General features: G+C 68.5%; 12 protein-coding genes. 8 read left to right on the plus strand and 4 right to left on the minus strand.

Translation table 11 applies throughout. From position 1 onward, the window contains the following. The first annotated feature begins 52 nt into the window (after window positions 1-52). From AC1DRO_RS01905 to AC1DRO_RS01925, 5 genes are all read left to right on the plus strand, one after another. Window positions 53-406, plus strand: a complete 354-nt coding sequence (locus tag AC1DRO_RS01905) for a TraR/DksA family transcriptional regulator (RefSeq protein WP_028275564.1) — start codon at window positions 53-55, stop codon at window positions 404-406. Continuing rightward, entirely contained in the window at window positions 403-1,191 is a 789-nt protein-coding gene (locus AC1DRO_RS01910; RefSeq protein WP_476949601.1) for a M50 family metallopeptidase, read from the plus strand. Before AC1DRO_RS01905 ends, AC1DRO_RS01910 begins: the two co-directional genes overlap by 4 nt. A gap of 9 nt (window positions 1,192-1,200) precedes the next feature. Continuing rightward, window positions 1,201-2,268 carry a glutathione S-transferase family protein gene (locus tag AC1DRO_RS01915; protein ID WP_476949602.1) on the plus strand — a complete coding sequence of 356 codons (1,068 nt, stop codon included), beginning with the start codon at window positions 1,201-1,203 and terminating at the stop codon, window positions 2,266-2,268. Further along, window positions 2,268-3,386 (plus strand): serine hydrolase domain-containing protein, encoded by a 1,119-nt coding sequence (locus AC1DRO_RS01920; RefSeq protein WP_476949603.1) that lies wholly within the window; start codon window positions 2,268-2,270, stop codon window positions 3,384-3,386. Before AC1DRO_RS01915 ends, AC1DRO_RS01920 begins: the two co-directional genes overlap by 1 nt. Window positions 3,387-3,467: 81 nt before the next feature. Beyond that, on the plus strand, window positions 3,468-4,619 hold the full coding sequence (locus AC1DRO_RS01925) for an FUSC family protein (RefSeq protein ID WP_476949604.1): 1,152 nt from the start codon (window positions 3,468-3,470) through the stop codon (window positions 4,617-4,619). An 81-nt stretch (window positions 4,620-4,700) separates the two neighbouring features. Here the strand turns inward: AC1DRO_RS01925 and AC1DRO_RS01930 are convergent, their stop codons facing one another. From AC1DRO_RS01930 to AC1DRO_RS01940, 3 genes are read right to left on the minus strand one after another with little or no spacing between them, the layout of a single operon-like run. After that, window positions 4,701-5,630, minus strand: coding sequence for a MaoC/PaaZ C-terminal domain-containing protein (locus AC1DRO_RS01930; protein WP_476949605.1), 930 nt, complete (start codon window positions 5,628-5,630; stop codon window positions 4,701-4,703). Beyond that, window positions 5,627-6,967, minus strand: a complete 1,341-nt coding sequence (locus AC1DRO_RS01935) for a 3-oxoacyl-ACP reductase (protein ID WP_476949606.1) — start codon at window positions 6,965-6,967, stop codon at window positions 5,627-5,629. The genes AC1DRO_RS01930 and AC1DRO_RS01935 overlap by 4 nt, the downstream gene beginning before the upstream one ends. Before the next feature lie 10 nt (window positions 6,968-6,977). Further along, window positions 6,978-8,363, minus strand: coding sequence for an acetyl-CoA C-acetyltransferase (locus AC1DRO_RS01940; protein ID WP_028275556.1), 1,386 nt, complete (start codon window positions 8,361-8,363; stop codon window positions 6,978-6,980). Between the two features lie 61 nt (window positions 8,364-8,424). Here AC1DRO_RS01940 and AC1DRO_RS01945 point away from each other — a divergent pair, with 61 nt between their 5' ends. Both AC1DRO_RS01945 and AC1DRO_RS01950 read left to right on the plus strand, forming a co-directional pair. Beyond that, window positions 8,425-9,165, plus strand: coding sequence for a TetR family transcriptional regulator (locus tag AC1DRO_RS01945; RefSeq protein ID WP_476949607.1), 741 nt, complete (start codon window positions 8,425-8,427; stop codon window positions 9,163-9,165). 75 nt (window positions 9,166-9,240) lie between these two features. Then, window positions 9,241-11,436: an acyl-CoA dehydrogenase family protein gene (locus AC1DRO_RS01950; protein ID WP_476949608.1), complete on the plus strand. Its 2,196-nt coding sequence runs from the start codon at window positions 9,241-9,243 to the stop codon at window positions 11,434-11,436. A 109-nt stretch (window positions 11,437-11,545) separates the two neighbouring features. Here the strand turns inward: AC1DRO_RS01950 and glgA are convergent, their stop codons facing one another. Further along, on the minus strand, window positions 11,546-12,751 hold the full coding sequence (glgA, locus tag AC1DRO_RS01955; RefSeq protein WP_476949609.1) for a glycogen synthase: 1,206 nt from the start codon (window positions 12,749-12,751) through the stop codon (window positions 11,546-11,548). Window positions 12,752-12,853: 102 nt separating this feature from the next. On the opposite strand from glgA, the gene glgC reads away from it, so the two are divergent. Beyond that, window positions 12,854-14,269 (plus strand): glucose-1-phosphate adenylyltransferase, encoded by a 1,416-nt coding sequence (glgC, locus tag AC1DRO_RS01960; protein WP_476943686.1) that lies wholly within the window; start codon window positions 12,854-12,856, stop codon window positions 14,267-14,269. The last annotated feature ends 35 nt before the right edge of the window (window positions 14,270-14,304 follow it).

The raw sequence follows: 14,304 nt of genomic DNA on the forward strand, positions 1-14,304 counted from the left end.
TCCTTCAGCCCGTTTAGGCGCCGCTACAGCGGCCGCGCTAGCCTTGAAGCCTATGGTTGACGTCGAACGGTTCCGGATCCTCCTGCGCGAGGAACGTGACCGGAAGCTTGCCCTCCTGCCCGCCCTCCGCCGGGACATCACCTCGGTCAATGCCGCCCGCCTCGACTCCAACGTCGACGACGAACACGACCCCGAGGGCACGACGATCGCCTTCGAACTATCCCAGGCCTCCGCGCTCCTGGAACAGAGCAGGGCTTCCCTGCTGCAGATCGATGCCGCCCTTGCGCGGATGGACGAGGGCACCTACGGAATCTGCGCTGTCTGCGCCACCCCGGTCCCCGAGGACCGGCTGGAGGCCAGGCCCTGGACCGCGTACTGCATCGCGCATGCCTCGGGCAAGGCATGACTCCGCCCGGCCTGCTGGGGGAACCGAACCTCGCCCTGACATGGTGGGAGCGGATCGTTGCCGGATTCACCCACGCCCCCAGCCCGCACGTGAGCAGTATTGAGCTCGTGGCGGTGATCCTGCTGGCAGTGGCCGTCTCCCTGCCCCGCCTGTCCTGGCGCTACTTTGGCCTGCTCGCCACCGTGACCCACGAACTCGGCCACGCGTTTGCCGCCCTCACCACCGGCCAGCGGATCGGCGGCATCCGGCTGGGCATGGACCACTCCGGCACCACCACGACGTACAGCAGGAGCCGCCTCTCCGCCGCCTGGTCGACGTTCTGGGGCTACCCCGTGCCCGCCGTCGTCGGGGCGGCGATGGTCTGGTGCGGTTTCAACGGCTGGGGGCCGGCCGCGATGTCGGTGGGCACGCTCATCCTCCTGGCGTCCTTCCTGTTCCTCCGCAACGGCGTGGGGCTCCTCATCACGGCCGCCGCCGTACTGGCCGCGGCGCTCCTGGTGCTGTTCGTGCCGCCGGTGTTCAACGGCCACGTGATGATCGTGCTGGGCCTGGCGCTGCTGGTCGCTGCCGTCAGGGACCTCGGCAAACTGGCCAACGTCCATTTGCGGCACCGGGACAGGCTCCCGACGTCGGACGCGTACCTGCTGGCCCGGGCCACCTCCATCCCCGCCGCGGTGTGGATTGCCCTCTTCGCCGTGGTTGTGGCCGGGGCATGGTGGTTTGCCTGGCAGCCGATGGCCCCTGTGTTCACGGCCGCGTTCGGGCCGTTCCCTTCCCGGCCTTAGGCTGGGACCATGAGCCTGAGTACCCACACCGACGATCCGGGATTCAGCACCAAGGGCGCGTATGTGACCGGCGGCGAGGAATTCACCCGGGATACCAACTACATTGAGGACCGAATCACCCGGGACGGTGCCACGGGCGCCCACGGCGAGCCCGGCTGGCCCGTGGAACCTGGCCGCTACCGCCTCATCGCAGCGCGCGCCTGCCCGTGGGCCAACCGCACGGTGATCGTGCGCCGGCTCCTCGGCCTGGAGGCAGTCATCTCGCTCGGCCAGCCCGGCCCCACCCATGACGCCAGGTCCTGGACGTTCGATCTCGACCCGGACGGCAGGGATCCCGTCCTCGGAATCGAACGCATCCAGGACGCCTACTTCCGCCGCTTCCCCGACTACCCCCGCGGGATTACCGTCCCGGCAATCGTGGACGTCCCCAGCGGGCAGGTAGTCACCAACAATTTCCCCCAGATCACGCTCGACTTTTCCACGGAGTGGACCCAGTACCACCGCGCCGGCGCGCCGGAGCTGTACCCGGAGCACCTCAGGGAAGAAATCGACGCCGTCAACAAGCGTGTCTTCACCGAGGTGAACAACGGCGTCTATCGCTGCGGCTTTGCCGGTTCCCAGGAGGCCTACAACGCTGCCTACGATCGGCTCTGGACGGCCCTGGACTGGCTCGAGGAACGCCTGGCGGCCCAGCGGTACCTGGTGGGCGACACGATCACGGAGGCCGACGTCCGCCTGTTCACCACACTGGCCCGCTTCGACGCCGTGTACCACGGCCATTTCAAATGCAACCGGCAAAAGCTCAGCGAGATGCCGGTCCTGTGGGCCTACGCGCGCGACTTGTTCCAGACGCCAGGGTTCGGCGACACCACCGACTTTGTGCAGATCAAGCAGCACTACTACATCGTGCATGAGGACATCAATCCCACCGGAGTGGTCCCGCGCGGACCGGAACTGGGCAACTGGCTCTCGGAGCACGGCCGCGAATCCCTCGGCGGCCGGCCGTTCGGCGACGGCACGCCGCCCGGACCGGTCCGGGCCGGCGAAGAGGTCGCCCCGGGACACGGCGCGGCCTGATGCCGACGGCGGCCGTCTCGGCCGGGTTTGCCGCCCCCGGTTTCGCGGGTGTGCGTGAGCTCTTCGACTCTTTCCTTTCCGAGGATCCGGGCTACAGCGCGCAGCTGTCGGCCTACCACCACGGCACCAAGGTGCTGGACCTCTGCGGCGGACCGGGATTCGTCCCCGGCGACATCACGGGCACCTACTCCTGTTCCAAGGGAGTCGCCGCCTTCGTCATCGCCCTCCTCGTCCAGGACGGCCGGCTCGACCTTGACCGGACCGTCGCGTCCTACTGGCCCGAGTTCGGCGTCCACGGCAAGGACCGGCTCACGGTGCGGCAGGCCCTATCCCATCAGGCGGGGCTGCCCGGCGTCGCCGGCGGGTTTCCCCTGGCGGAGTTCGCCACCCCGGCCGCGGCGCGGCGTCTCGCGGCCTCGGCGCCGTTGTGGCGCCCGGGCACGGCCTTCGGCTACCACGCCCTGACCATAGGGATCCTGATGGAGGAGCTCTGCCGCCGCGTCACGGGGATGACGCTGCAGGGGCTCTACGACGAACGCATCCGCCGCCCGTGGGGCATCGACTTCTTCCTGGGCCTGCCCGAGGACCAGGAACCCCGGTACCGCGAGGTGCTCTACGACCCTGACCCGGCCCAGCCGTGGCTGGACCCGCTCAGCCTCGACGGGCTGAACAGCAACGCGCCGGTCAGCACCATCATGGAACTGCCCAACCACCGCTTGGTGCGCGCCTCGGGCATGAGCAGCGCAGGTGGTGTGGGGTCAGCCGAGGGGCTGGCCAGGCTCTACGCCGCCGCCACCACCGGAGTGGACGGCGTTCCCGCTTTCCTCAACCCCGCCACCATCGAGCTCATGGCCGCTGAGCAGGTCTGGGGACTGGACCGGTGCTCCGGGCAGGACAACGCCTTTGCCGTCGTGTTCATGAAACCCCAGCCAGGGCGGAACTTCGGCAGCCAGCTGGCCTTCGGGCACGAGGGAGCGAACGCGGCCCTCGGCTTCGCGGATCCCGGCTACGGCCTCGGGTTCGGGTATGTGCCCCGCCGCAGCGAGGAAGGCCGGACAGGGGGGCGGGCCCAGCGGCTGTCCGCGGCGGTGCGGCGGGCCGCCCACGCGGCGTCCTGACCGGCCCCGTTTCGGCTTGGGCGGCCCGCTCCGGGGTTCGTCCAGTTGTCGCACGAGCCTCCCGGCCCTAGGGTAAGCCGAATGGCCATTCCAGAAAAGCAAGCCGGCAACCCGCCCTCCCTGCTGCGCCGATGGACCCGCACCGCGGGCAGCGCTGTCGCCGCGGCGGTGCTGTGGCCCCGGCTGCAGCTGGCCCTGAAAGCCGGGCTGGCCGCGGGCGTCGCCTTCGCGATCGCACCCTTCATGCCGGGCTCAGCGGCCGACTATCCGTACTACGCCCCGCTGGGCGCCTTGGTGGCCATGTACGAGAACGTTGCCGGCTCCATGCGGCAGGGCGTCCAGACGCTCGTCGGACTGGCGATCGGGGTGGGCCTTGCGTTCATGCTGTTCAGCCTCGGCTCGCCGTCGCCGTGGACGGTCGCGGTGGTCATGGGACTCGGCGTTATCCTCGCCGGCCTGCCCAAGATCGGTTCGGGCCGGGACTGGATCCCGACGGCGGCGCTCCTGGTGCTGTTGGTCGGCGGCCATAATCCGGACACGTTCTCCTTCGGATACCTGTTCCAGATGGGCGTCGGCGTCACGGTGGGCATCGTCGTGAACCTGCTGGTCTTCCCGCCGCTGCACTTCCGGGCGGCAGAGCTAAGTATCGCGGAGCTGCGCCAGGCCCTCGCCCAGCAACTCTGGGACATGGGCAAGGCGCTGAAGGAAAGCTGGCCGCCGGAGCATGTTGACTGGTCCCGCCGCTCGGAAGCGCTCGCAGCCCACGCCCGCTCCGTGCGGCTCGCCGTCGAAAAAGCCGACGCCAGCCGCCAGGCAAATCCCCGACGCCACCTGCATCCGCGCGACCTGAACCTCGACTACCGGAACCTGCGGGATCTAGAGCGCCTGACCTTCCACGTCCAGGACGTGACCCAAGTGCTCTCGGATGTCATCTGGGCCGAGGATACCCCCTTTGTGGTGCCCGACGAATACGCAGTGCCCCTCGGGGACGCCATGGCTTCCGTCGGCGACGTGCTGCGGGCTCTGGAAGAGGAACAGCCCGAACGCCAGACCGAGCTGGCGGCTGCCGCCGATGCGGCGATCAGCGAACTGACCGCCCGGATTGGCTCCGAGCAGCCCAGCACGGACGCCCCGAGCGCGGTCGAATCCATCCTCTTGAGCCTGCACCGCATGCTGCGCGTGGCCACGCCCGGGCGGCCGGAGGCCAAACCGGCCACGGCGCCGGCAGACTAGGAAATACTCTCCGTCTGCCGGCGGGGCGGCCCGGTCTGACCCGGTGGGTCTGTCTGTCCTGCCCGGCTGTGGCAGCGCCGGCTATGGCAGCGCCGGCTGTGGCAGCGCCGCGACAGAGCCGCTGAAGTGCCGGCGCCCGGACAGCGGGTTCCATGCCACGTAGTCCGAGCGCTCCCACCCGCCGCCGTCCGCCTGCACGGTGCTGATGTCGAGCGCCACGCGGGCCGGCAGGAACACGGGGGCCTCGAAGGCCACCTCCCAGGTGAACGAATCCCCCCGGACGGCACCGACGTCGGCCAGCGCCCGCGACGCCAGGTACATGCCGTGGGCAAGGGACCGCCGCTGCCCGAGGGCCTTGGCGGTCAGGACGCTCAGGTGGATGGGGTTGAAGTCCCCGGACACAGCCGCGTAGGCACGCCCGGTATCGACGCCCAGCTGCCACAGGGCCGTGGGATCCGGCACGGAGAATGGCGGCGGCGGCACGGCCACCGAGGCCTTGTCGATCCCCGGAAGGAACACCCCCTTGGCCAGGTAGGTCGACACCCCGCGCCAGCGGACCTCTTCCTGCCCGGCGGCGCGGACCTCGGCGACGACATCGAGCTGCGTGCCGGCGCGGTGTCCGCGCAGGTTCTCCACCCGGGCCCGGATATCCAGGGCCTGGGTGAACAGGACCGGCGCGGACTGCACCACGGTGTTCGTCAGATGGATCATGCCCAGCAGGGGCAGCGGAAAATCGTCCCGGTTCATCACGCTCATGGCCAGCGGAAACGCCAGGGCATGGATGAAGCCGGCGGGGAGGACATCGCTCGCGCTCTCGCCGATCAGGTGCTGGAAGGCGGTCAGGTTGGCGACGTCGGCCTTCACGCCACGGACCTCGTGGGTGTAGGCCGGCAGTTCGGTGCCGCCATGGGTGCCCAGGACCCGGCGCCGTGCCGCGGCGGCCGCCGCGTTGACGTAGAGCTTGGACAGTGCGGGCATCTCGCCCAGGATGACGGTCTGGGATCCGCTCATGCGCCGACCAGGTTCTGCCCGCAGACGCGCAGCACCTCCCCGGAAATCCCACCCGCGGCGTCGCTGGCCAGGAACGCGATGGCCTCGGCGACGTCGCCCGGCCGGCCGCCCTGCTGCAGGGAGTTGAGCCGGCGCGCCACTTCGCGGGTGGCGAAAGGGATCCTGGCGGTCATCTCCGTTTCAATGAAGCCGGGCGCGACGGCGTTGATGGACCCGCCGCGTTCGCCGATCAGCGCCGCCGTGGCGCGGACCATGCCGATCACGCCGGCCTTGGACGCGGCATAGTTGGTCTGGCCGCGGTTTCCGGCGATCCCGCTGGTGGAGGCCACGGACACGATCCGCGGCGAGTCGCGGAAGTGCTCCGAGGCCAGCAGGGCTTCATTGATCCGCAGCTGCGCGGCGATGTTGACCGCGAGCACGGCGTTCCAGCGGCCGGCGTCCATGTTGGCCAGGAGCTTGTCCCGGGTGATCCCTGCGTTGTGGATCATGATGTCCAGCCGGCCATGCCGTGCCGCGGCGTGGTCGATGATCCGCTGGCCGGCGTCGTCGCGGCTGATGTCCAGCTGCAGGGCCGTCCCATGGACCTCGTTGGCCACTGCCGCCAGATGCTCTCCCGCCGCCGGAATGTCGACGAGGATGAGCGTGGCGCCGTCGCGGTACAGGGTGCGGGCAATTGCGGCCCCGATGCCGCGCGCTGCGCCGGTCACCACAGCCACCTTGCCGGCCAGCGGCTTCTCGACGTCGTCGGGCAGCTGGCCGGCGCCGGAGCTGACGGCCAGGAACTGCCCGTCCACGAACGCCGAGCGGCCCGAGAGGAAGAACCTCAGCGCCCCCAGTGCTGCCGGGCTCGTGGTCCGGGTGCCGTCGGCGAGCAGGATGCCGTTGCCGGTGGCGCCGGCACGGAGTTCCTTCGCCAAAGACCGCAGGAGACCGTCCACGCCCTGCCTGGCAGCCGCCGTTGCCGGTTCCGTGGCCGAGCCCGCCGTGCGGGACATAGTGATGACGCGGGCGTTCGGGGCGAGGTCACGCAGCGACGCGGCGGCGGTGAGGACCGGCTTCTCAAGATCGCCGGGGTGGGCCAACTCGTCCAGCACCAGGATGATGGCGCCGAGCTTCTCCTTGGGTATCGCGTGGCGACGGACATCGAGGTTCCAGTCCAGCAGGGTGGCGGCGAGCTCGTCGGCGCCGCCGGTTGATCCCTGGACCAGGACCGGTCCGTCGATGAGGGGGCGGCCGCGCTCGTGCCGCCGGAGGACCACTGGCTGCGGGAGGCCGAGCCGCTTGGCGAGGTCCTTGCCGAGTCCGTGGCTGACCAGCCGGGTGTACTTGTCGCTCATCCGGTTCTCCCTAGAGTGCTTCGAGGATTGCGACGACGCCCTGGCCGCCGGCGGCGCAAATGGACACGAGGCCGCGGGCCGGACGCCCGTTGACGTCGCCCTTTTCGTGCAGCATTTTGGCCAGCGAGGCCACGATCCTGCCACCCGTGGCCGCAAACGGGTGTCCGGCGGCCAGCGAGGAGCCGTTGACGTTCAGCTTGGCCCGGTCGATGCTGCCGAAGGCGCCGTCCAGGCCCAGTCGGGTGCGGCCGAATTCGTCGTCCTCCCATGCCGCGAGGGTGCTCAGCACCGTGCCGGCGAAAGCCTCGTGGATCTCGAAGAAGTCGATGTCCGCGAGGCTGAGATTGTGGCGTGCGAGCAGCCGGGGCACCGCGAAGGCGGGGGCCATGAGCAGCCCGTCCTTGCCGTGGACAAAGTCGACGGCGGCAGCCTCGCCGTCGATCACCGCGGCGAGCTTGGGGAGGTCGTGGGCGTCGGCCCATTCCTCGGACGCCAGTAGAACGGTGGAGGCGCCATCGGTCAGCGGGGTGGAATTGCCGGCCGTCATGGTCGCCTCGGCGCCCAGGTTCTTGCCGAAAACGGGCTTGAGGGTGGCCAGTTTCTCCGGGCTCGTGTCGGCGCGCAGGTTGGAGTCGCGGCTCAGTCCCCGGTAGGGGGTCAGGAGGTCATCGAAGAAGCCTGCGTCGTAGGCCGCGGCCAGGTTCCGGTGGCTGTTGAAGGCCAGTTCGTCCTGGGCCTCGCGGGTGATCTTCCACTGCGCCGTGGTCAGCGCCTGGTGCTCGCCCATCGACAGACCGGTGCGCGGCTCCCCCGTGTTCGGCGCATCGGGAGCCAGATCCTTGGGACGGAGCCGGCTGAGGACCTGCAGTTTCCGGGACATTGTCTTGGCGCGGTTGAGGTCAAGGAGCACCTCGCGGAGTCCTTCGCTGACGGCAATGGGGGCGTCAGAGGCCGAGTCCACGCCGCCGGCGATCGCGGAATCGATCTGGCCCAGCTTGATCTTGTTCGCCAGGCCGAGCACCGTTTCCAGGCCGGTGGCGCAGGCCTGCTGGAGGTCATACGCCGGGGTCTCGGCGGAGAGGGCCGAGCCGAGCACCGCTTCCCGGGTGAGGTTGAAATCCCGGGAGTGCTTGAGGACCGCCCCCGCAGCCACTTCCCCGATCCGTTCGTCCTGCAGGCCGAAGCGGGCGATCAGGCCATCAAGGGCGGCCGTGAGCATGTCCTGGTTGGAGGACTTCGTGTACGCGCCTCCGGTCCGGGCGAACGGGATGCGGTTGCCGCCCACGACCACGGCCTTGCGGAGTTGTGCCGGGCCTGCGCCGGCGTGCTGTGTCTTCCCGGCGGCGGATGCGGCGGCTGGCTGGGGGCGGGGCACTGACTGTCCGTTGACGGACATGGGCTGTCTCCTTCGATCAAAGCAATTACCGATACCCAGCGTACCTGATACGCTGGGTATCGTGAACATTCCCAAAGCCACCGTGCCCGCCGGGCAGGCCGCCGTCGACGGCCGCGCTTCCCGCTGGCAGTCCCACCGCGAGGAACGGCGGCGGGAGCTGATCAAGTCCGCCCGGAAGGCGGTGCATGCCCTCGGGAGCGACGCGTCCATGGAGGACATTGCCGCTGCCGCGGGAACGTCGAAGTCCGTGTTCTACCGCTATTTCGGCGACAAAGCCGGACTCCAGCAGGCCGTGGGCGAGGTGGTCCTGAGCCAGATGCAGCGGCGCATCCAGGAGGCGGCCCAGAGCGCCCAGACGCCCCGCGAAGGCCTGTTCGCCATGGTGTCCGCGTACCTGCAAATGGCCGAGACCAGCCCGAATGTCTATACGTTCGTGACACGCCATGCTTCCGGCGAGGCCGAAACGGCCGGCCCGTCCATCTCCACGGCGGGAGCCTTGAGCCACTTCTTCGCCGCCATCAGCGACATGATTGCCCGGCCGATGCGCAGCCATCTGGGCGGCGGCCAGGACAAGGAAGCCGTGATCGGCTACTGGCCCAACGCCGCGATCGGCCTGGTCCGGAATGCCGGCGAACAGTGGCTCGCCAGCCCGCCCGGACCGGCCAAGCCCGGCCAGGAGGCCATGGCGCGGCAGATCACGGATTGGCTCTGCTTCGGCATCGCCCCCGAGCTGCAGGCACCTCGTCCCGACGAAGCAGCACAAACGGAACGAACGGACCCGGCAGGCCAGGGCGCGCCGTAGCAGCGGCACGCCGGCCCCCGCCCGCGACCTGAACTGTCAGCACTAAAGATTGTCAGAACCACAGAAGGAAACGACATGACTGAACTAGCCGACCGCACCACCCGCAACGCACCCCGCCGCCGGCCGCAACCACAACAGACGGCGGCAACCATGGCAGCCGGCCGTTCCGGCCAGCCCGGTTCCCCTGGGGCGCCCGCCGTCGACGTAGCGGCCCTTGGCGAACAGCTGCTCGGCAAGTGGGCCGACATCCGGCTGAAGTCCAGGGGCCTCGCCGGCCGCCCGGAACTGCACAAGATCGAGGGCCAGACCCACACAGAACACCGCCAACGCGTCTTCGGGCAGCTCAGGATCCTGGTGGACAATGGCGCCGTCCACCGCGCATTTCCGGAGTCCGTGGGCGGCTCCGATGACCACGGCGGCAACGTGGCCGGCTTCCAGGAACTGGTCATCGCCGACCCGTCGCTGCAGATCAAGGCCGGCGTGCAGTGGGGCCTGTTCGGCTCCGCAGTGAACCACCTCGGCACCGCGGAACACCACGAGAAATGGCTGCCCGGCATCATGAGCCTGGAGATCCCAGGCTGCTTCGCCATGACCGAGACCGGGCACGGCTCGGACGTGGCCAGCATTGCCACCACCGCCACCTACGACCCAGCCGCCGGAGAGTTCGTGGTCCACACACCGTTCCGGGCCGCGTGGAAGGACTACATCGGCAACGCCGCCACAGATGGCCTGGCCGCCGTCGTGTTCGCCCAACTGGTGACAAAGGGCGTCAACCACGGCGTGCACGCGTTCTACATGGACCTCCGGGACCCCGGGACCAAGGAGTTCCTGCCGGGCATCGGGGGCGAGGACGATGGGGTCAAGGGCGGCCTGAACGGCATCGACAACGGCCGGCTGCACTTCACGAACGTCCGGATCCCGCGCACCAACCTCCTGAACCGCTACGGCGACGTCGACCCCGAGGGCAACTACACGTCCCCCATCGCCAGCCCGGGCCGCCGCTTCTTCACCATGCTCGGCACGCTGGTCCAGGGCCGGGTTTCCCTCGACGGCGCCGCCGTGACGGCGTCGAAGCTGGCCCTGAAAACCGCCATCCAGTACGCCACCGAACGCCGGCAGTTCAATGCCTCCTCCCAGACCGACGAGGAAGTGCTGCTGGACTACCAGCGGCACCAGCGCCGGCTCTTCACCCGGCTGGCCACCACGTACGCCGCCAGCTTCGCCAGCGAGCAACTGCTGCAGAAATTCGACGACGTCTTCTCCGGCCGCCATGACACCGACCAGGACCGCCAGGACCTCGAAACCCTGGCCGCGGCCCTGAAGCCGCTGAGCACCTGGCACGCCCTGGATACGCTGCAGGAATGCCGCGAGGCCTGCGGTGGTGCGGGATTCCTGATCGAGAACCGGTTCGCCTCCCTCCGCGCCGACCTCGACGTCTACGCCACGTTCGAAGGCGACAACACGGTCCTGCTGCAGCTGGTCGCCAAGCGCCTGCTGGCGGACTACGCCAAGGAATTCCGCACCGTCAACGTCGGCGTGCTGGCCCGCTATGTCGTGGGCCAGGCCACCGGCGCGGCGATCCACCGCACCGGACTGCGCGGCGTCGCCCAGTTCGTGGCCGACACCGGATCAGTGCAGAAAGCTGCGCTGGCGATCAAGGACGAAGCAAGCCAGCGGACCCTGCTCACGGACCGTGTCCAAACCATGGTCGCGGAGGTGGCCACGGCCCTCAAGGGCGCGAACAAGCTCCCGCAGCAGCAGGGCGCCGCCTTGTTCAACGCCCACCAGCACGAACTCATCGAAGCCGCCCAGGCCCATGCGGAGCTGCTGCAGTGGGAGGCCTTTACCGAGGCCCTCGGCAAGGTGACAGACCCGGGCACGCACAAAGTCCTGACGTGGCTGCGCGATCTCTTCGGCCTGTCCCTGATCGAGAAGAACCTGTCCTGGTACCTCATGAACGGCAGGCTGTCGATGCAGCGCGGACGCACTGTGGGCGAATACATCAACCGCCTGCTCGTGAAGATCCGTCCGCATGCCCTGGACCTGGTGGACGCGTTCGGGTATGGCCCGGAGCATCTCCGCGCTGAGATCTCCACCGGCGCGGAGAAGGTCCGCCAGGACGAGGCCCGGGACTACTTCCGCAAGCAGCGGGCCAGCGGCCAGGCGCCCCTGGACGAAAAGATCCTGCTTGCCCGCGCCGTTCACGGCACAAAAGCTCACGGCACCAAAGCTGACGGCACAAAAGCTCACGGCACCAAAGCCCGCGGCTGACCCAGCCGAAATGCGACGACGGCGCCGCCCCCTCAGCCGGGGCGGCGCCGTCGTCGAAGTGCAATGACTCGGTACTGCAGTGACGCTGTGGTGCTGTTCCGTCGCGGGGTCAGGAGCCCTGCTGGAGCACCGAGCGGTAGACCTCGAGCGTGGTCTCCGTGATGGATTCCCAGGAGAAGTGCTCCTCGGCCCTGCGCCGGCCGGCTTCGCCCATGGCGCGCGCCCGGGCAGGATCAGACACCACTTCGATGAGGGCCTCGGCAAAGTCGGTGACGAATTTCTCCGGGTCCAGAGGGATTCCCGTGCCGTCCGTGACCTGCTCGATCGGAACAAGCAGTCCGGTCTTGCCGTGGTCGACGACCTCCGGGATACCGCCGGTGGCGCTGGCCACCACGGCGGCACCGCACGCCATCGCCTCAAGGTTGACGATGCCCAGCGGTTCGTAGATGGACGGGCACGCGAACGCCGTCGCGTGGCTGAGCACCTGGATGACCTCGTTGCGGGGCAGCATCCGCTCGATCAGGATCACGCCGCTGCGCTGGCTCTGCAGCTCCTCGATCAGGCGTGCCGTCTCGGCCGCCAGTTCCGGGGTGTCCGCGGCACCGAGGCACAGCACCAGCTGGACGTCGGCCGGGAGCTTGGCGGCGGCCCGCAACAGGTACGGCACGCCCTTCTGCCGGGTGTTCCGGCCCACAAAAACAACGCTGGGGCGCTCCGGATCGATTCCGAGCGGACGGATGATGTCATCAGCCTCGTCCCGGTTCCACTGGCTGACGTCAATGCCGTTGTGGACCACCTTGACCTTGGCCGGGTCAACGTCCGGATAGCTGCGCAGGATGTCCTGGCGCATGCCTTCCGAGACGGCGATGATGGCGGCGGCGGCCTCGTAGGCGGTCTTTTCCACCCAGGAGGACACCGCGTAGCCGCCACCAAGCTGCTCGGCCTTCCACGGGCGCAGCGGCTCCAGGCTGTGGGCGCTCAGTACATGCGGGATGCCGTGAAGCAACGACGCGATGTGTCCGGCCATGTTGGCGTACCAGGTGTGGGAGTGGACCAGGTCCGCGCCGGCGACGTCCGGAACGATCCTCAGGTCCACCCCGAGGGTCTGGATGGCGGCGTTTGCGGAGCCCAGGTCTTCAGGCACGGAATACGACGTGACAGTCGCTCCGTGGTACCCGGGCTCGCGGGGCGCGCCGAAGGCACGCACCTGAAGGTCCACGCGTTGGGCCAGCACTCGGCTGAGCTCGGCCACATGGACACCGGCGCCGCCATAAATTTCCGGCGGGAATTCTTTGGTCACAATATCTATTCGCACATGCACCAAGGTAGTCGTTACGGTGGAACTGATCTAGTGTGAAGACGTTCGGGCATGCCGGACTGTATTGGGGAGTAACGAAGGCGTTCAGGAGCTATCACCATGCCGCATCAAAAGAGAGTTTTGGCAATTGTCCTCGCAGGTGGCGAGGGAAACCGGCTCATGCCGTTGACGGCGGACCGGGCCAAGCCTGGTGTCCCGTTTGCCGGAAGCTACCGGCTCATTGACTTTGCCCTTTCAAATCTTGTGAATTCCCGCTATCTGCAAATTGTGGTGTTGACGCAATACAAGTCCCACAGCCTTGACCGGCACATTTCCGAAACGTGGCGGATGTCCACGCAACTGGGCAACTATGTGGCCTCGGTTCCGGCTCAGCAGCGCGTCGGCAAGAGCTGGTTCCTCGGCAGCGCCAACGCCATTTATCAGTCGCTGAATCTCATTCACGACGCCAACCCAGACATCGTGGTCGTGGTCGGCGCAGACCACGTCTACCGGATGGACTTCTCCCAGATGGTGGAGCAGCACGTCGCGAGCGGGGCCAAGGCCACGGTCGCCGCGGTCCGCCAGCCGCTGCACATGGCGGACCAGTTCGGCGTGATCGAAACTGATGCGGACAACCCGGAGAAGATTGCCGCGTTCGTGGAGAAGCCGTCGTCAACACCGGGCCTCGCGGCCGACCCCAGCCAGTTCCTGGCCTCCATGGGCAACTACGTCTTCGACGCCGATGCCCTTATCGAAGCCCTCCACGTTGACGCCGAGCGCCTCGATACCAAGCACGACATGGGCGGGGACATCATCCCGTACTTCGTCAACCAGGGCGAGGCCGGCGTCTACGACTTCACCCTTAACGACATTCCGGGCTCCACCGAACGGGACCGCACCTACTGGCGCGACGTCGGCACCATCGATTCTTTCTACGACGCCCACATGGACCTGATCTCCCCTGTTCCGGTCTTCAACCTCTACAACTCCGAGTGGCCGATCTACACCCGCCAGACCATCTCCCCGCCGGCCAAGTTTGTCCGCGGGAAGTCCAACACCGTGGGCACGGCACTGGATTCCATCGTGGCCAGCGGCGTCGTCGTCTCCGGCGGCATCGTGGAAGGCTCCGTCCTCTCAAACGACGTCTACGTCGGCACCTCGAGCCGGGTCCTGGACTCGGTCCTGATGGACAAGGTCAACGTCGGCGAAGGCGCGGTGATCAAACGCGCCATCATCGACAAGAACGTCAAGGTGCCGGCCGGGGCCGCGATCGGACTCGACCCCGAACTGGACCGCGCCCGCGGCTTCAAGGTCACGGACTCCGGAATCACGGTCCTGTCCAAGGGCCAGCACGTCCCGGACCCGAGCGATGCGGAACGGGCGCTCTCCGCGGCCAACCTGCGCCTGGTGCCCGACGCCGTCCGCACGGCCACCGAGAACTGGCCCGAACTGCGGGACTCCGTGGACAAGGTGGCCGACGTGCAGGCCGCCGCGGTCGGCGCAGACGCACCGGTCAAGCAATCCCCCACGGCATAGGCAGGCGGGGGCCCGGCAGGTACGTCCGGCCGGGC

Source organism: Arthrobacter sp. P4_F11, assembly GCF_056401395.1.